This is a genomic window from Dietzia sp. ANT_WB102, assembly GCF_008369165.1.
GTDB lineage: Bacteria > Actinomycetota > Actinomycetes > Mycobacteriales > Mycobacteriaceae > Dietzia.
The window spans coordinates 371,887-388,126 of the sequence record NZ_VOBA01000001.1 but is presented as its reverse complement, the minus strand read 5'-3'; the positions used below and the strand labels follow the sequence as shown (position 1 = coordinate 388,126).

General features: G+C 69.4%; 17 protein-coding genes. 8 read left to right on the top strand and 9 right to left on the bottom strand.

The window, feature by feature from the left end:
* Nucleotides 1–57 precede the first annotated feature (57 nt).
* A complete protein-coding gene (locus FQ137_RS01760) occupies nucleotides 58–876 on the bottom strand; it encodes a MerR family transcriptional regulator (protein ID WP_149290862.1) in 819 nt (272 codons plus the stop codon).
* Between the two features lie 125 nt (nucleotides 877–1,001).
* Between FQ137_RS01760 and FQ137_RS01755 the strand changes: the two genes are divergently transcribed.
* Entirely contained in the window at nucleotides 1,002–2,567 is a 1,566-nt protein-coding gene (locus tag FQ137_RS01755) for a succinic semialdehyde dehydrogenase (protein WP_188064723.1), read from the top strand.
* Between the two features lie 362 nt (nucleotides 2,568–2,929).
* Here the strand turns inward: FQ137_RS01755 and FQ137_RS01750 are convergent, their stop codons facing one another.
* Together FQ137_RS01750 and FQ137_RS01745 are read right to left on the bottom strand one after the other, a co-directional pair.
* Nucleotides 2,930–3,490: a copper resistance CopC family protein gene (locus FQ137_RS01750; RefSeq protein ID WP_149292574.1), complete on the bottom strand. Its 561-nt coding sequence runs from the start codon at nucleotides 3,488–3,490 to the stop codon at nucleotides 2,930–2,932.
* 2 nt (nucleotides 3,491–3,492) lie between these two features.
* On the bottom strand, nucleotides 3,493–4,338 hold the full coding sequence (locus tag FQ137_RS01745) for a DUF6474 family protein (RefSeq protein ID WP_149290861.1): 846 nt from the start codon (nucleotides 4,336–4,338) through the stop codon (nucleotides 3,493–3,495).
* Nucleotides 4,339–4,450: 112 nt separating this feature from the next.
* On the opposite strand from FQ137_RS01745, the gene FQ137_RS01740 reads away from it, so the two are divergent.
* Together FQ137_RS01740 and FQ137_RS01735 are read left to right on the top strand one after the other, a co-directional pair.
* Nucleotides 4,451–6,136: a TM0106 family RecB-like putative nuclease gene (locus FQ137_RS01740; protein ID WP_149290860.1), complete on the top strand. Its 1,686-nt coding sequence runs from the start codon at nucleotides 4,451–4,453 to the stop codon at nucleotides 6,134–6,136.
* A gap of 263 nt (nucleotides 6,137–6,399) precedes the next feature.
* Entirely contained in the window at nucleotides 6,400–7,053 is a 654-nt protein-coding gene (locus FQ137_RS01735; protein ID WP_149290859.1) for a hypothetical protein, read from the top strand.
* Between the two features lie 93 nt (nucleotides 7,054–7,146).
* On the opposite strand, the gene FQ137_RS01730 is transcribed toward FQ137_RS01735, so the two are convergent.
* The 3 genes from FQ137_RS01730 to FQ137_RS01720 form a co-directional block, all read right to left on the bottom strand.
* Nucleotides 7,147–7,914, bottom strand: a complete 768-nt coding sequence (locus FQ137_RS01730) for an SDR family NAD(P)-dependent oxidoreductase (RefSeq protein WP_149290858.1) — start codon at nucleotides 7,912–7,914, stop codon at nucleotides 7,147–7,149.
* A 78-nt stretch (nucleotides 7,915–7,992) separates the two neighbouring features.
* On the bottom strand, nucleotides 7,993–10,041 hold the full coding sequence (locus FQ137_RS01725; RefSeq protein WP_149290857.1) for a neutral/alkaline non-lysosomal ceramidase N-terminal domain-containing protein: 2,049 nt from the start codon (nucleotides 10,039–10,041) through the stop codon (nucleotides 7,993–7,995).
* Nucleotides 10,042–10,248: 207 nt separating this feature from the next.
* The gene (locus FQ137_RS01720; protein WP_149290856.1) at nucleotides 10,249–10,851 is read right to left on the bottom strand and encodes a superoxide dismutase; all 603 of its coding nucleotides are present in this window, start codon (nucleotides 10,849–10,851) and stop codon (nucleotides 10,249–10,251) included.
* Nucleotides 10,852–11,010: 159 nt separating this feature from the next.
* Between FQ137_RS01720 and FQ137_RS01715 the strand changes: the two genes are divergently transcribed.
* Complete coding sequence (locus FQ137_RS01715) at nucleotides 11,011–11,454, top strand: NUDIX domain-containing protein (protein ID WP_255583354.1); 444 nt, start codon at nucleotides 11,011–11,013, stop codon at nucleotides 11,452–11,454.
* 14 nt (nucleotides 11,455–11,468) lie between these two features.
* On the opposite strand, the gene FQ137_RS15295 is transcribed toward FQ137_RS01715, so the two are convergent.
* Nucleotides 11,469–11,642, bottom strand: coding sequence for a hypothetical protein (locus tag FQ137_RS15295; RefSeq protein ID WP_188064719.1), 174 nt, complete (start codon nucleotides 11,640–11,642; stop codon nucleotides 11,469–11,471).
* A 106-nt stretch (nucleotides 11,643–11,748) separates the two neighbouring features.
* Here FQ137_RS15295 and msrA point away from each other — a divergent pair, with 106 nt between their 5' ends.
* Entirely contained in the window at nucleotides 11,749–12,426 is a 678-nt protein-coding gene (gene msrA / locus FQ137_RS01710; RefSeq protein ID WP_149290854.1) for a peptide-methionine (S)-S-oxide reductase MsrA, read from the top strand.
* A 147-nt stretch (nucleotides 12,427–12,573) separates the two neighbouring features.
* Here msrA and FQ137_RS01705 read toward each other — a convergent pair whose 3' ends face one another.
* On the bottom strand, nucleotides 12,574–12,777 hold the full coding sequence (locus tag FQ137_RS01705; protein WP_007629661.1) for a cold-shock protein: 204 nt from the start codon (nucleotides 12,775–12,777) through the stop codon (nucleotides 12,574–12,576).
* A gap of 261 nt (nucleotides 12,778–13,038) precedes the next feature.
* Nucleotides 13,039–13,410, bottom strand: coding sequence for a DUF488 domain-containing protein (locus tag FQ137_RS01700; RefSeq protein ID WP_149290853.1), 372 nt, complete (start codon nucleotides 13,408–13,410; stop codon nucleotides 13,039–13,041).
* Between the two features lie 60 nt (nucleotides 13,411–13,470).
* Between FQ137_RS01700 and FQ137_RS01695 the strand changes: the two genes are divergently transcribed.
* Genes FQ137_RS01695 through FQ137_RS01685 form a run of 3 tightly spaced genes read left to right on the top strand, consistent with a single transcriptional unit; the run spans nucleotide 13,471 to nucleotide 16,111 of the window.
* Entirely contained in the window at nucleotides 13,471–14,313 is an 843-nt protein-coding gene (locus FQ137_RS01695; RefSeq protein ID WP_255583347.1) for a DUF4328 domain-containing protein, read from the top strand.
* A 3-nt stretch (nucleotides 14,314–14,316) separates the two neighbouring features.
* Entirely contained in the window at nucleotides 14,317–15,147 is an 831-nt protein-coding gene (locus FQ137_RS01690) for a glycerophosphodiester phosphodiesterase family protein (RefSeq protein ID WP_149290852.1), read from the top strand.
* Between the two features lie 52 nt (nucleotides 15,148–15,199).
* Nucleotides 15,200–16,111, top strand: coding sequence for a DUF5926 family protein (locus FQ137_RS01685; protein ID WP_370452371.1), 912 nt, complete (start codon nucleotides 15,200–15,202; stop codon nucleotides 16,109–16,111).
* Nucleotides 16,112–16,240 lie beyond the last annotated feature (129 nt).

Sequence of the window (16,240 nt, the reverse complement as noted above, 5' to 3'; positions counted from 1 at the left end):
CCAGCGTACGGTCGCGGTCCGACTCTGCCCACCGACGCTCCCGCGCGCCGAGTCGTGTCAGCTCCAGGTGGCGGCATCCGGGTCCACGCCGTTCGCGCTGGCGTTGGCCTCGACGGCAGTCGCGAGCCACTCGGTCAGGCCCGGTTCGAGAGACTCGTAGGTCCGGGCAAAACGCGGGTCCTGCCGGTACATGCGGGCCAGCAGGACCTGCATCGAGTGCGTGCAGTCGTAGAACCGTGCGATCGACGCCCGGTGCCGCTCCGCCAGCGCTGCGGCCTCGGTCGAGGACGGGTCGACACCCGCCCGCTTGGCGGCGGCGAGGTCGGTGTTCAAGGTCTCTGCCTCGGCTTTGACCCGCGCCCACTCGTCCTTGGACATCGACCCCGCGCGGTGCTGCGACTGCGCCCACTGTGGGGTCTCTCCCCAGCGTTCGGCGGCCTCGTCCTGCCACTCCTCATTCCAGTCGGTGCCGAAGATCTCGGCCCGGTCCTCGGGTGTCAACGGTGCGTTCACGGCCAACGCCTCCTTCAGGCGGTCCACTGCGGAGACCATCTCCTGCAGGTGCGAGATGCGCCCGACCAGCAGCTCGCGCTGGCGGGTCAGGTGTGCCCGGGCGTCGACATCCGGGTCGTCGAGCAGGCCCCGTATCTGCGCGAGTGGAAAGCCCAGCTCGCGGTAGACCAGGATCCGGTGGATGCGGGCGACGTCGTCGTCGTCATAAACCCGGTAGTCCGACCACGTTCGTCCGCTCGCCGGAGCGAGCCCGATCCGGTCCCAGTGGTGCAGGGTCCGGACACTCACGCCGACCAGCCCAGCGACCGCGCCCACGGTGAGGCCCTCGCCCGGTGCCCGGCCCGGCACCCCACCCGTTGTCATTGCTCCAGCATCTCTCACATCCACGAGCGTGGGGCCTGACGCGACGTCAGGGTCAAGCCCCGTTTTGTCGGGCTGCCACCGCGAGACCCGCACACAGATCCTTACCCGCCGGTAACATCGGAGCCATGAGCCGACCTGCGCCCCGTGTGTACGACCGCCTCCGCGACCTCGTCGCGATCCCCGAATTCCTGGCCGACCCCTCGAGTCGCCCATCGACGGTGATCAACGAGGTCTTCACCGGCGAGCCGCTGGCAGAGATCCCCGCCGGTACCGCCGACGACGTGACCGCAGCCGTCGAGCGGGCTCGGGCGGCGCAGGTCGCGTGGGCCGAACGTGACGTGAAGGACCGCGTCGCCGTACTCGCCCGGTTCGCCACACAGGTCATGCGGAACCGCGGCGAACTCATGGACATCGTCCAGGCCGAGACCGGCAAGAGTCGCGCCTCAGCGCAGGAAGAGGTACTCGACTGCCTCATCACCGCCCGCCACTACGCGCGGACCGCACCCGGCCTGCTCGCTCCCAAACGCGTGCAGGGCATGCTGCCGGGGCTGACCAAGGCGGTGGTGCGTCGTCAGCCCAAGGGCGTCGTCGGTGTGATCGCCCCGTGGAACTACCCGCTCAACCTCGCCGCCACCGATGCGCTGGCAGCCCTGGCCGCCGGCAACGCCGTGGTGATCAAGCCGGCGTCACTCACCCCGTTCTGCGCCCTCGCCGCTGCCGACATGCTCTACCGGGCCGGCCTGCCGCGCGAGCTGTTCCAGGTCGTGCCGGGTTCGGGCGGGACCGTCGGAGGCGCGATCGTCGACAACGTCGATTACCTGATGTTCACCGGCTCCACAGCGACGGGCCGCACGCTGGGCCGACAGTGCGGTGAGCGACTGATCGGGTACTCCGCGGAACTGGGCGGCAAGAACGCCATGATCGTCACCGCGGGTGCCGACCTCGATGAGGTTGCCGAGGTGGCCACTCGCGCCTTCTTCTCCAACTCGGGCCAGCTGTGCATCTCGGTCGAGCGTGTGTACGTGGAGAAGTCGGTCGCCCCGAAGCTCATCGAGACCCTCACTGCGCGTGTGCGTGCGATGAGCGTGGGCCCTGGCTACGACTTCGAGGCCGAGATGGGCAGCCTCATCTCCCGTGACCAGCTCGACACCGTGACGGACCACGTCGACGATGCCGTCGCGAAGGGTGCTCGCGTCCTCGCCGGGGGGCGAGCGCGGCCCGACCTGGGCCCGCTGTTCTACGAGCCCACCCTGCTCACCGACGTGCCCGAGGACGCGACCTGCTACGGCGACGAGACCTTCGGCCCGGTCGTGTCGATCTATCCGGTCGACTCGGTCGAGGAGGCGATCGCCCGGGCAAATGACACCGAGTACGGGCTCAACTCGTCAGTGTTCGCCGGATCGGACGCCGAGGGCGAGCAGATCGCCGCGCGCCTGCGGACCGGCACGGTCAACGTCGGCGAGGGCTACGTCGCGGGGTGGGGTTCGATCGCCGGACCGATGGGCGGCATGGGCGCCTCCGGGGTGGGCCGTCGCCATGGCGATGAGGGGCTGCTGAAATACACCGAGGCTCAGACGATTGCCACGCAGCGCGTCATGCACCTGGGCGGGCCGTCGTTCCTGCCCCGCAAGCGGTGGCAGCAGCTGCTCGCGCCCGCCACCGACGCGATGCGCTTCCTGCCGGGGCGGTAGGCGGCGGCTGGCACGGGCGTCAGGTGCGGACGTCCGTGCCAGCCGCCCGGACGGGACGTCTAGGCATTCTCCCAGCGCAGCCCATGCCGGACGCGCTGGCACTCTGGCTTACGCGGGTAGAAAGTACGCGCCAGCAGGGCCTGTGCCGTCGAAATGGACCGCTGAGGGCGAGTAAGTCACCGGGCCAGCGCATCTCAGTTCGGATGCACTGGCCCGGTGTACACGGCAGCGCTATCCTCCGGTGTACATCGTGGGGGTAGCGCCGCGTGAGGGACGGACCCCTCCGGTATGGGGCGCCCGCTGGACGACCCCGGGGACTGTGAGAATCCGCGCAGGCCCGTGGCCGACGTCGTGGACCCGGCTCAGTTCCCGCGGCGCAGCAGGAGGAACGCCCCGCCGATGAGCAAGATCGCCAGGCCACCGACAACCCAGATCGCCGGGTTCATGCCCGAGTCCTCGCCCGACGTCTCATCGGCGGCGTCCGCTTGAGCGTCGGCTCCCGCGTCGGCACCTGCCTCGGCCCCCGCGCCGCCGGCCCCGCCCGCCACGGTGAATGCCGAAGACCCGGACACGACATGCCCGTCCGCGGAGGTGACGCGGTAGCCGACGGTGTAGGAGCCGGGCTCGAGATCTTCGACCTGGGCGGTGACCGTCTCGCCGCTCGCGGTGGGTTTGCCCGCGACCCGGTTGGCCTGGCCGTCCTCGGAGGTCACGGCCACGGAGACGAAATTCTGGTTGATCTCCTCGTTGAAGCTCAGAACTATCTGGCCGGGCGAGGCGTCGAGCTCCGAGCCGTCTTCGGGGTCGACTGAAATCAACACGGAGTGTGCGGTGGCGACCGGGGCGAGCACCACGGACGGCGCGGCCGCCCCGCCGACCAGGGCGGCCGCGACGGCGACGGAAGCCAGGCGGCCACGGAGCATCGTCACGCCTTGACCCCCAAGCGGGCGAAGACGTCCTTGTTGATCCTGTCGAGCTCGCCGGAGATCGCTGCGTGGATCTCGCGCCGCTGCGCGGTCGGTGTGGTCTCGGCGGTCTCGACGGCCGTGCGCAGGTCTGTGAGCCGGCTCCGGGTGGAGGTGATGAAGTCCTTGACCTCACGCTCGCTGCCGCGGCTCACGTCGAGGTGGTCGAGGGTCTGCTCGAGGCGGACGATGCGAGCGCCGAGTGCGGCACCCGGGCCGGTGGCGTTGATTCCGGCGGCCTGGATATCCACGCCACCGGGGCCAGCGGGTTTGCCCGGCGATCCCTGCACGTTGGAGACGGCCTTGTAGACGAGCGGCAGCAGTATCGGGGTGGCGACCTTGGCCATATTCAGCCACCGCTGTAGGTCGTCCTTGTTCAGTTTGGTCCCCTCGAGCTTCTTCAGCTCCATCTCCGCGAGCTGGTACTCGTGCTTGCGGCCGGCCGAGTCGATCTTCTCGGCGAGCTTGCGATCCTTAGCCAGTAGCTTTGCCTCGCGTTTGATGGTGGCGCGCTCCTGTTTGGCGTGCACCTTCTCGTTCTTGCGGTTCCGCTTGGCGGCCTTGCGGTCAAGCTTGGCGCGCTTGTCGGCACGCTTTTCCGCCCGCTTCGCCTTGCGGTCGGAGTTCTTACGCTCGAGCTTCGCGCGCTCCTTGGCCTCGGCGAGTTCCACGCGGTGGGCTTCCTTCGCCTTCTTGCGGGTCTCCTTGGCAGCGAGCTTGGCCTCGGTCATCGCCGTGGACTTGAGCGCCGCTGCATGGGCGCGGAGCTCGGCACGCTTGTCGCGGTAGGTCGTCAGCTTGCCCATGGGCGTCGATCCTTCTCTCGTCGCGAACATCAGGTCTCCAGCCTAGGCGAATCGGCGCGCGGTGAGGATCCGGACCGTTGTGTGAAGTGTGCCTGGTCCATGATGGACAGTGATGGAGGACGCCGGGAGCACCACGCGCCGGGCCCCCGACGCGACGGTGGTGGGGCCGGCCTCGGGGGCCAGATGTCTGCACCGTCTGGCCCGAGAGCGTGACGCCGAACCTGGGTGGTGGCGGACGGCACCGGTCGACGAGGGTGTGCGGCTGCGGGCCATGGCGGCGGCGGATCGTCGCGCGGGTCTGCGCGAGCGCGCGCTGCGCGACGCGCGACCCGACGCCGCGGTGGTCGACGTGGTGGGGGACCACTGGACTGATCTGCCGGGGGACATACCTGGTGACGACGACGAGAGGGCGACCCTCCGGGCCCTGGCTGCCGGGGTGGCCCTGGTGTGGGGCGCAGCCCTCCCCGCCGACCCTCAGAGTGGCAGGGCGGGCATTCGGTGCACCCTGGCAGCCGTGCCCGGCGGTGGGTACGCGCCGGTGCTGGTGGTTAACCACAAGGTGGTCGATCCACGGCGGGGCAGGAGTTCGTCGACGGCGACGGTCACCCGGTTGCTCGACTGGGCGCCTGCGCCGGACCCCACGCTCCGGGTGCGACGCCATCCCGCAGACCTGGACCGGCTCGTCCACGCCTGGTGGCTGCTCCACGCTGTGGGATATGCGGCCTCGTCCCCGGTCGGCGCGGTGCTGGGGTTGGGGTCGGCGCGGGCGGTGGTGCACGATCTGCAGCCCGTGCTCGACGCCGCTGACAGCACCCATGCGACGCGGCTGGCGGTGGTCCGGGGGGAGTTAGACACATCGCCCAGCCGGATCGGCGAGTGCCGTACCTGCCCCTGGTGGGAGGGGTGGAATGGCCGGGACGGGCCCGTCGAGGGCTGCCGCGACCGGCTGGTCATGGCCGACGACGTCAGTCTCGTCGTAGGCGGTGGACAGGTGGGGCCACTTCGGGCGCACGGTATCCGCACCGTAGCGCAGTTGGCGGAGGCCGGGCCGGACCGACCGGTGGACTGGAACGGGGAACCGTTCTCGGACGCGATCCTGCGGGCCCGGGCCCATCGCGACGGCGAGGTGGTCGTCCCCAAGGTGGCCCGGCCGAGCATCCCGCGCGCCGACATCGAGGTGGACGTCGACCTGGAGAGTCACCTCGACGACGGCGCCTACCTGTGGGGGACCCTGCTCACGCTGAGAGACGGGCGGCCTCTGGAGTCCGAGGAGTACCGCCCGTTCGTCACCTGGGCCCGGTTGCCGGATCCGGACGAGGGGCGCTCGTTCGCGCAGTTCTGGCGCTGGCTCACCGGTATCCGGGACAGGGCGGCGGGGCAGGGCCGGTCGTTTCGCGCCTATTGCTATTCCCGGTCCGCCGAGAACGGGTGGATGCTCTCGTCAGCGGGCAGGTTCGGGCCGGAGGGCACCCTCGCCGTCGTCAAGGGCGTCCCCTCCGTCGCCGAGGTCCGGAGTTTCATCTCGTCCCCCCTGTGGGTCGACGTGCACGAGGCGGTCTCCACGCAGTTCGTCTCCACCTCGGGTCTCGGGCTCAAGGTGGTCGCCCCGGCCGCCGGGTTCACGTGGCGCGATCCCGAGGCCGGCGGCGAGGCCTCGCTCGGCTGGTATCGCGACGCGCAGGCGGCGCGGGGTGTGGAGCGGGACGCCGGCCGCGCCCGCATCCTCGCCTACAACGAGGACGACGTGCTGGCCACGCGGGCTGTGCGCGACTGGATCACACGTTCTGGGTCGGCGTGACACGCCGGCAACGTCACCGGACCGGATGGATAGCCGCCGAGCAGGTCACAAGCGCACCGCGCGAACCACTGTCGACCTGACTTCATAACTAAGATTTAACTAAGTTCTCGCCGTTCACTGCCTGAGGACACAGATAGGGTGAGGCAAGGACGGTCGGATCCGGACCCTGCAACACTGATCCGGCGCCGTCGAGCCCTGCCCGGGGTGGTCCGGCTACGAGCCTCCGCGCCTGGGAACACTTTCCACACGAGGAGACGCACACGATGACGTTCACCACCCGCAAGGCCGCCGCCCTCACCGCGGCCGCAGCCCTCGCGATGTTCGGCGCCACGGGCGTCGCCAACGCGCAGGGCAGCCTCGACGCCGGCAGCCTCGGCGAGCTCAGCTCCGGCAGCGGGGACTCGGCGGGCAACGGCTCCGCCGGACAGGACCTGGGCTCGATCATCCTGGAGGGCAACGCAAACCTTAACGGCTCCCTCGACACCAGCGGGTCGCTCATCAGTGAGCCGACCACCGGGTCCCTGTCCGGATCGCTGTCCGAGGCGATCGCCTCTTCCGGCGTGAACTCGCTCAGCCCCGCGGACGGCACGGGCTCCGTCGACACCACTGGGTCGGCGCTCATCGGTGAGCCGACCACCGGTTCGCTCGCCCCGATCTACGCCCCCATCGCGGGTTCGCTCGGCATCGGCCAGGGTGCCACCACAATCATCGGGTCGAGCAATACGGGCTCCCTGGTGCCCGCAGCCCTGGGACTCGGCGCCCTCGGTGCGGGTATCTACTTTGCGCCGGAGATCCACCAGGCGCTCACCGACGCCGGCATCGAGCTGCCGCCACTGCCGCCGCTGCCGTGGGCCCCGGCTCCCGCAGCCGCACCGGCGCCTGCTCCCGGCCCCGTGACCGACAACGGCCGCGGCTGACACCCAGCCGCAACAGCACTGTGGCCCGCCCCTTGAAGGGGCGGGCCACAGTGCTGTTCGATCATCTTTTCGCCCGCACGGGCGTGGCACGTCCTAGCGCGGGGCCATGCGCAGAGCGCCGTCCATGCGGAAGCACTCGCCGTTGAGGTAGTCCTGCTCGACGATCGCGTTCGCCAGCTGCGCGTAGTCGGACGGGCGGCCGAGACGCGACGGGAACGGGATGGAGGCCTCGAGGGTCTTCTGGAACTCCTCGGTCAGACCGCGCAGCATCGGGGTCTCGATAGTTCCCGGGGCGATCGTGTTGACGCGAATGCCGAACTGCGCGAGGTCACGCGCGGCACAGATGCCCATCGAGTAGACGCCACCCTTCGAGGCGGCATAGGCGATCTGACCGACCTGGCCCTCGTAGGCGGCGACGGAGGCGGTGTTGATGATGACGCCGCGCTGGCCGTCCTCGTCCACCGTGTCCTGGGTGGACATGGCCTCGGCGGCCAGACGCAAGACGTTGAACGTGCCGACGAGGTTCACCGAGATGCAGGTCTCGAACAGGTCGAGGGCGTGCACACCGCGCTTGGACACGATGCGGGCGGCCGGGGCGATGCCGGCGCAGTTCACCACCACACGCAGCGGGGCGGCCTCGGTGGCGCGAGCGATGGCAGCCTTGACGTCGTCTTCGCTGGTGACGTCAGCGGCGAGGAGGGTGATGCCCTCATCGATGCCCTGCTCGACTGCCTTGTCGATGGACTGCTGGAGGTCGAGGCCGAACACGACCGCGCCCTTGTCGGCAAACGAACGCGCGGTGGCATTGCCCAGGCCGGAGGCGGCGCCGGTGACGATGACGGAAGCACCCTTGATGTCCACGGGCGAAGTCCTTTCGTTTAGGGAGAACGAGCACTAGGAAGTGCAACGAATGTCGCCCCCAGTGTCCCAGACCCGCCGTCAGCGCACGTCGAAGGCCGGGCTCTCCCCCCTCACGGGGAACAGGCTGCCGTCGATCGCGCGGCCCGAAGCTGTGTAGACCACGCGGTACGCACCGGCCGGAGTGCCCGGCGGGACGTCCCAGGTGACGAGCGCATTTGTGACGGTCAGCAGGCCCTCGAACACGATCATCGTGGACCAGTCGCCGTCGTCATGAACCCGCACCCACCGGTCGCCCTCGCGGCGTTCGATCGCCAGGTACGTGTCTCCCCGGCGAAGGTCGGAATTGGGGTGGGTGCCACAGAACCGCACCGCGACGCGCTGGCCGACGCGATACTCGGCCATCGGCGGGTCCAGGACGTCCCCGAAGTTCCGGAATGGGGCCGGGGTGTCCACGGTCGGATTGCCCAGCGGGGAAACGGGTATCTGTCCGGTGAGGTCCCGTTCGAAGGTGCCGGGATCCAATGGCGTCCCGGCCCGCATCGAGCGGGCCAGCTCGGCGGCGACCTGCTGGATGGCGGGCAGTGTCCACGGCCCGAACGCCGTCGCACCGCCCTCGTAGTTCTGGGCCGAGTACTCCTCGGGCGTCGTGATGTAGTGGCCGTACGCGTTGGAGTACCCCTGGATGGTGACATGGTCCTCGGGCACCCCCAGTTCCGCGGACAGCGTCCGGCGCAACCGCAGGCCAGCAACCACGGTCGGTTCGAATCCCAACGTGAACAGGTAGTGCGAGCCCAGCCGGACTAGGTGGAACGGGTACACGCGCTGGATCGCGTTCGGGACCAGGCCCACCGGGAGAAGGATCTCCTTGGCGCCGTGGGCCTCCCGCAGCCACGCCGGCATGACTACATCGGCGATGGCCGCGATCACCGGGTTCCCGCCGCGGTCGCCCTCCATAAAGGGCAGTTCGTCTCCACCGCCCCCGTCCTCCTGACTGCCGGCGGCGAAGGACGCGCCCAGGGCTGCCACCGCCGTCCGGTGCGTGTGACCGTCGCCGGTGAACTCGGGTCTCACCTCCACCGCGGACATGTCCACCCAGCGGTGCCGGACGTCGACGCCGCTACCGAGCGGGCGGACCCCTCGGTCGACCTGGTCGCGAGCGGCCGCGAACTGCCGCTCGCCGATCGTGCGGGTGTTGAGCCATTCGTCAGCGGTCGGCCCGTGACCGGGGGAGAGCTCGAGGTTAGGGCTCACGTCGCCCGGGTTGGTCTGGGCGAACGCGGTGACGAGGTGTGGCGTGCTGCCGTCGAGGTAGTCCTGCCCGGCCACCTCGCGTTCCCAGTGCCAGGCCGCGTACCCCTTGTTGTCCGAGGAGGCGACCTGGTTGTGCGAGGTCATCGACGTGGCGTGGGCAGCGAACCAGTTGAGCACGCCCACCAGCCGCCCGTCCCTGGTGATCTGCAGGGACTGCGACCTCGGGTCGATGCCCTCGGGGAAGTGCGCCCGTTCCTCGGGGGTGTCGCGGTCGAACGAACCGCGCGAGCGGTTGACGCTGGCGTCGTGGAGAGCCCCGGTGCTGATCCCGACGCTCGACGGCGCCATGTCGCGGTGGGCCATGCGCACGGCGTCGACGATTCCGGCGACATTGGCCTCGAAGGTCACCGGTCGGAAACCGAGCATCGTCAGGTCGACCATCGGGTGACCGGATGTCCCGCCGGGCGCGACGTGGGTGTGCGTGGCGGTGATGACCACGTTGCCTTCGTGGTAGGTGTCGCCGAATTCGGCGGCCAGCCGGCGAAGTACCTCCTGCTGAATCGATTGGAAGATGAGACCGGTCTCGGCGGTGACGTGGAGGAATCGGTGCGACGACGGCGAGTCGGCAAAGATGAAGGCGCGGGCCCTCTGTCGTAAGTGCAGCCCTACGGAGAGCTGCTCGGTGTCCGCGTAGCCGTTCATGCCCGCGCCCAGCGGCTCTCCGGTCATGTCGCCGATGCCGCGGCCGACGTACATGGCGGTCGACTGGCCGGAGGCGACCGCCGGGAGGAGCGACTGCAGGGCCGCGACCCCGCCGAGTGCGGCCGCCCCGCTTAGGACGGTGCGGCGGCTGACGGTAATTCGGTTGTCGGACATCTGTTCTCCCCGGGTGCGCGTGCAACGGTGATTCACATCACCGCGATGGGGCGCACGCTACCCAATCGGACGCTCGTCCGGTGGGTCCTTCCCAGGGCGCCGCTCCGGATACCCGGTGCGGCGACGAATGAGCAGCGGCCCGGGCGGGGGAGGATCCCCACCCGGGCCGCAACGAGCTCAGTGAGCCGTGAAGCGCTAGGCCTGCCTTCAGCCCTTGGCGGCGGCGTATCGCTGGGCGACATCCGCCCAGTTGACGACGTTCCACCAAGCCTTGACGTAGTCCGGCTTGACGTTCTTGTACTGCAGGTAGAAGGCGTGCTCCCACATGTCCAGCATCAGCAGCGGGGTGATGTTGATCGAGATGTTGCCCTGCTGGTCCGTGAGCTGCTGGATGATCAGGCGCTGCCCGATGTGGTCCCAGCCCAGGACGGCCCAGCCCGAACCCTGCAGGGTCGTGGCGGCGGCATTGAAGTGGGCCTGGAACTTGTCGAAGGAGCCGAACTCGGCGTCGATCGCGGAGGCCAGCTCACCCTCGGGCTTGTCGCCTCCGTTCGGCGACATGTTCTGCCAGAACACGGAGTGGTTGGTGTGGCCGCCGAGGTGGAAGGCCAGGTTCTTGCTCAGCAGCGGGGCCTTGGCGGCGATGCTGCCGTCCTCGCGGGCCGCGGCGAGCTGCTCGATGGCGTCGTTCGCACCCTTGACGTAGGTCGCATGGTGCTTGGAGTGGTGCAGTTCCATGATCTCGCCGGAGATGTGCGGCTCGAGAGCGCCGTAATCGTAGTCGAGATCGGGAAGAACGTACTCGGCCATAGTGGAGTGTCCTTTCGGTTGAGTGGCGGGCTGCACGCGGGCGTCGCCCGTGGCGCCCGTCACGACGTCCACCCCCACCATAGTGATCTGCAAAGCGCCGCGTCGGGCTGCACTGCCGTCGGTCGGCACCGGATCCGGTGGCCTGCCATGATCGGGAACGTGGATCACTCCGATATGGCTTCTGGGGCCGGCGTCATCTCGGTTTCCGCCGTGGTGCTCACCCGGCCCGACGGGGCAGTGGTGACAGTGCGGAAGACGGGAACCGAGCGTTACATGCTGCCCGGCGGGAAGTGGGAAGCCGGGGAGTCGCCGGTGGCGTGCGCTGTCCGCGAGGTAGACGAGGAACTGGGGGTGACCATCGCCCCCGACGGGCTCACATTCCTCGGTCGGTTCGAGACCGCCACCGCCAACGAACCGGGCTTCTCGTTGATCTCCGAAGTATTTGCTGCCGAGGTCGACGGGGATCAGCGGCCTCGTGCCGAGATCGAGGAGGTCCGGTGGGTGACGATGGGGGAGATGGCCCACATCGCTACGCTGCCTGAGCACTCGTGCGCACCGTGGGCGCCCCTGCTCGTACGCGTCGCACGCGACTGTCTCGAGTGAAGGAACGTCCCTGCTCAGAGCGCAATGAGGGCGATGAGCACAAGCAGGAGGCCCAGCGCGATCGCGACGCTCACACGGAGGTTGCGGCGGCGTACGTGATCGCTGCAGCCGGACCCTTCGAAAGGCTCCGGCGGCCCAGCTTCGAAAATCGCGCGCAGGCGTTGTGCGGCGGGTTGTGTAGCGGTCACGTCGAGTTCACCCCCTCGGTCGTTATAGCGACCACCCTAACGCCCGATGTGGGATTGGTCACGTCACGGCGGGGTCACGAGTGGAGGACAGGGTTACCCTGGCGGCATGGGCTGGCTACAAGACGCGATCAGACAAGCTGCAATGCGCACGGCGACCACCGTCGTCGAGGCAGAGGCGGCGCTCCCGGGCCGGGCGGAACAGGTGGTGGTGGCGCCGGAGAACATCGTCACCGGAAACCCGATGGTCCCGCCGTTCCCAGAGGGCCACGAATCGATAGTGCTCGGCATGGGCTGCTTCTGGGGTGCGGAGAAGGTGCTCTGGCAACTCGACGGGGTCTGGACGACCGCCGCCGGTTACGCCGGAGGGTGGACGCCGAACCCCACGTACGAGGAGACCTGCACCGGCGCGACTGGCCACACCGAGGCCGTCCTGGTCGTCTTCGATCCCGAAGTGCTACCGGTGGAGAAGCTTTTGGCCACGTTCTTCGAGTGGCACGACCCCACGCAGGGGATGCGCCAGGGCAATGACATGGGGACGCAGTACCGCTCGGCAATCTTCACGACCACGCCGGAGCAGCTGGAGGCGGCCCGCCGTCTCGCTGCCGGCTACCAGAAGGAGCTCGACGCCGCAGGCTACGGGCCATTGACGACCGAGATCGGCGAACTGGAGGATGTTCGGTCCGGCAGGTTCTTCTACGCCGAGAACTACCATCAGCAGTACCTCGTCAAGAATCCGGGCGGCTACGACTGTCACGTTCGCAGCGGCGTCGCCTGCCCCATCTGAGCCAGAGCGGGCTTTCCAGCACCGCACAAGTCTCTAGGCGTCCGAGGGGCCTAGAGACTTGTGCGGACATGCGAGAGGGCCCGGCAGGATTTCTCCTGCCGGGCCCTCTCGTGGAGTCTCTAAACGTCAGATCGCTCTGACGTCAGATCACATCGGGGTGATGTTCTCCGCCTGCAGGCCCTTGGCGCCCTGCGCGACGTCGAAGGAGACCTGCTGGTTCTCCTCGAGCGAGCGGTAGCCCGAGCCCTGGATGGCGGAGAAGTGGGCGAAGACGTCGGCGGAGCCGTCGTCGGGGGCGATGAAGCCGAAGCCCTTGTCGGCGTTGAACCACTTCACGGTACCGGTAGCCATAGTGGCGTCCTTTCGAGAGTTGGTACTCCGCTTGTCGGAGTACCGGATGCTGCAGCAGAGAGCGTGCTGTGTGTTTCCCTGCGGTGCCGCACTGTCCTCTCGCAAGGACGGTGGATCTACAGAAATACAACGAACGATTTCAACTACTGAGAATGACCATACACACGCTGCCGCGGTCCGTCACCCCTAATGTGACGAAGGGCACGCAAACTGTTCGCATCGTTCGCGGAATGTGACAGGTATCCGGTCTAAAAGGGCCGGTCAGCGGGCGTTTGCGCGGATTTCGTCCGCGAGCACCACAGCGTTGTTGTGTTCGGTGTCTTGTGCCGAGTAGGCGAGCACCAGGTCGCCGTCGGTCGCCAGCGCCGTCAGGCGTGCCACCTCATCGGCTGCGGGGTTCCGGGACAGCTCCTCCCGGTACCGCTCCGCGAACCGGTCGAAGTCCACCTCGCCGTGGTGGAACTCGCGGCGCAGGTCGTCGGACGGGGCCACGTCCTTGCACCACTCGTCATGATCGAAAGACTCCTTGCTCACGCCCCGAGGCCACAGCCGGTCTACGAGGACGACGTGGGCACCGCCGGGATCGACTTCTCCCGAGACGAGGTCGTGGACGCGCAGGCAGCTCACGGACATGCATCTAGGGTCCGGCACACCGCCGTCCCGCGCCACCTGTCCTGTGTCAGCATGGTCGCCATGACCACACCGCGGCGGCAGGGGCAGTGGCGCTGGGTCGCGCATCCGCCGTGGCGCCCCCCGACGCCCGTGACGCGGCCACCCGTCCCGCGGCGCCGCACCGGACCCGCGTGGGGCGATCGCACCCCCACCTATCCCGCCACTCCCCACTGGGGCTTGCCGCCCGTGGCGATACCGCGCCGCCGGGTGCAGCCGGCCGAGCCGACACCGGCCCGCCTGGCCACCGCCGCCCCCGGCATCATGCGGGCGGCCGGCGCATGGTTCGTCGCCACCGCCGTGGCCCATGGTCTGCGGTACGCCGCCCTGTCCTGGTATGCGGACCGGCTCGCACCGTGGTGGCTGGAGGCCCTCACCTCCGCACTGGTCTGGGTGACCGGGATCGTCGCCATCGCCGTAGGGGTCGCTGCGGCGGTCACTGCGACGGCATGGCTCGTGGAGACGCGGCGACGGGCGTACGCACCGGTTCGGGACCCCCGTTCACGGACGGGCCTCTGGGTGGGCAGCCTTCTCGTCGTCATTAACTTCTTCCGGCTCCCCGTCTACCTCGAGGAACTACGCCGAGTGTCGACCCGCGCCCCGTCCCGGACAGAACTGCGCCGCTGGTGGGCGGCCTGGGCCGTCAACGCGCTGGCGGTCGCGGTCGCCCTGTGGCGCGGCAGCGGCGACGGCGCCCAGGCCGCCGCCGACACCGTCCTGCTCACCGCACTGGCCGCCCTCGCCGCCGTGTGGGCGGTCCGCGAGACCCGGGGTGTCATGGAGAGTTTCAGTGAGCCTTCCCCGCGGTTCACCCGCAGGTTCATCGCGGTGGGGATTCTGGAAACGTCCGCAACCCGGAAGGAGTGAGACGTGACGGTCCCCGCGACCACCCACCTGCCCTCACCCGTCTCCACCCGCTGCGGAGTCGTCGCGCACCGCGGCGCCTCGGCGGAATTCCCCGAACTCACCCGTGTCGCCTACCTCCAGGCCCTCGAACAGGGCGCCGAGGGGCTCGAGGTGGACGTCCGGCTCACCTCCGACGGGGTTCCCGTCCTCCTCCACGACGCGAGCACCGCCCGTGTCGCCGACAAGAACCTGCTGGTCCACGCCAGCACGCTCGAGCAGGTCTCCGCCCTCGACGTGGGCTCGTGGCACCCCGTGCACCGCGCCCCCGAACACGTGCTCACACTGCGCGCTTTCCTCGCCATGGCCGAGGCGTACCCGCAGGTCCGGCTATTCCTCGAGACCAAGCACCCGGTGCCGTCCGGAGGTCGGGTCGAGACCGCCCTGAGGGACGAGCTGAGGTACTTCGGTCTCGACCGGTCCGGGTCCTTCGCCGACTCGCGCGCCGTGATGATGAGCTTCTCGGTCGCGGCCGTGCGGCGCTTCCGCACCCTCGCCCCCGACGTGCCGACCGTGCAGCTGCGCGGGCGCCGGAACGTCTTCAAATCGTGGCCCGCCGAGGGGTGCGGCGCCCAGCTGATGGGGGCGGGCATCGGGTTGCTGCGGACACGGCCGTGGCTGGTCGAGTACTGGCGATCACGGGGGCTGAGCACCTACTGCTGGACCGTCGACGACCCCGCCGACCTGCTGTTGTGTCGCGACCTCGGAGTGGACTGGGTGGGCACCAACGTCCCGTCGCGGGCCCTGGCAGTCCTCGGAGGGGGCGCTCCCCGGAGCAAGGTGCCCGCAGGCGGCTGACAAAGCTTGACGCCTATGCGGGCGGGCGACGGAGGCGCACCGTAATGTGGGGATCGTGGGTAGACGGAATCGGCACAATGAGCCCAAGGCCGGCGGCAACCGCCAGGCCAAGATCGCCGCGCGCGCGGCCGAGCGTGAGGAACTGAGCGTCGAGCCACGGCCGTTCGCCGGGTTCGCCGGGGAGTGCGACATGGTGGCGATGCGCGAATTCGTGCCATCAGCGACCGCGCAACTCACCCCGGTCGAAGGCGGACGGGAGGTCACCTTGGCCACCGTCCTGCCCGGCGCCATCGCGGGACTGGTCCGCGACGAGGGGCTCGGCGGGGAAGCGATGGTGGGCCTCCAGGTCCAGGTCCACGGACCGGACCCGGCGGCTGATCTGGCATACGCGGTGGACTGGGCGAGCCGCGCCGGTGGCGGGGAGACGCTCACCTCGTCACACCCGACCGACTCCACCCCGGGGCTGGCCGACGTCGTGGTCGCCGATGCGCCGCTGGAGATCGTGGTCCACGACGACTTCTCGTGGTGGGTGGCCGAGGGCGTGGAGGTCGGCCCCGAGATCGCACAGGCGATCCGCAACGCCAACGAGGTCATGATGCCGTCGGCGCGGGTCACCGCCGACGGTATCGAGGCGGCCTGGTGGGTCGATGCCGGTGAGAAGGCGCACATCCGTTGGGTGCGGCCGGAGGACGAGGACGACCTGTTCGAGGCGCTCGCCCGAGTGCACGCGACCGGGGCGCTCGATCTGGGCGAGGGGTCCCGCTTCGCCGGGTCGTTCCGCACGCACGGGCTGCTCGTGCCCGTGTTCGACCTAGACCGCGAGATGCATCACCAGGAGTGGGTGCCGGCGCTGCAGGAGCTCGACGCCCGGCTCGCCGAGGCGCTCGCCGACGACACGCCCCTCACCTCGGACGAACGCTCGTCCCGCGACGGCCTGCGAGCCCGCCAGGTCACCCTCCGCTAGACGGACCTCCTCCCGCCCGGTCCTCGCGGTACGGACCCCCGACCGGGCGCGGTGGCCTCTAGGATCCTGTCCGGTGGCACTTGTGGCCGCCGGAGATCCGACGAGGCGACCAGGCGTGGAATGAGGGGG

Excerpts from the sequence above, each read along its gene's own strand:
- FQ137_RS01740 (WP_149290860.1), top strand. The coding sequence starts at position 4,451 with ATGGAGGACGCCGGGAGCACCACGCGCCGGGCCCCCGACGCGACGGTG.
- FQ137_RS01720 (WP_149290856.1), bottom strand. The coding sequence starts at position 10,851 with ATGGCCGAGTACGTTCTTCCCGATCTCGACTACGATTACGGCGCTCTC.
- FQ137_RS01700 (WP_149290853.1), bottom strand. The coding sequence starts at position 13,410 with ATGTCCGTGAGCTGCCTGCGCGTCCACGACCTCGTCTCGGGAGAAGTC.
- FQ137_RS01755 (WP_188064723.1), top strand. The coding sequence starts at position 1,002 with ATGAGCCGACCTGCGCCCCGTGTGTACGACCGCCTCCGCGACCTCGTC.
- FQ137_RS01745 (WP_149290861.1), bottom strand. The coding sequence starts at position 4,338 with ATGGGCAAGCTGACGACCTACCGCGACAAGCGTGCCGAGCTCCGCGCC.
- FQ137_RS01695 (WP_255583347.1), top strand. The coding sequence starts at position 13,471 with ATGACCACACCGCGGCGGCAGGGGCAGTGGCGCTGGGTCGCGCATCCG.
- FQ137_RS01705 (WP_007629661.1), bottom strand. The coding sequence starts at position 12,777 with ATGGCTACCGGTACCGTGAAGTGGTTCAACGCCGACAAGGGCTTCGGC.
- FQ137_RS01750 (WP_149292574.1), bottom strand. The coding sequence starts at position 3,490 with ATGCTCCGTGGCCGCCTGGCTTCCGTCGCCGTCGCGGCCGCCCTGGTC.
- FQ137_RS01760 (WP_149290862.1), bottom strand. The coding sequence starts at position 876 with ATGACAACGGGTGGGGTGCCGGGCCGGGCACCGGGCGAGGGCCTCACC.
- msrA (WP_149290854.1), top strand. The coding sequence starts at position 11,749 with ATGGGCTGGCTACAAGACGCGATCAGACAAGCTGCAATGCGCACGGCG.
- FQ137_RS01725 (WP_149290857.1), bottom strand. The coding sequence starts at position 10,041 with ATGTCCGACAACCGAATTACCGTCAGCCGCCGCACCGTCCTAAGCGGG.
- FQ137_RS01735 (WP_149290859.1), top strand. The coding sequence starts at position 6,400 with ATGACGTTCACCACCCGCAAGGCCGCCGCCCTCACCGCGGCCGCAGCC.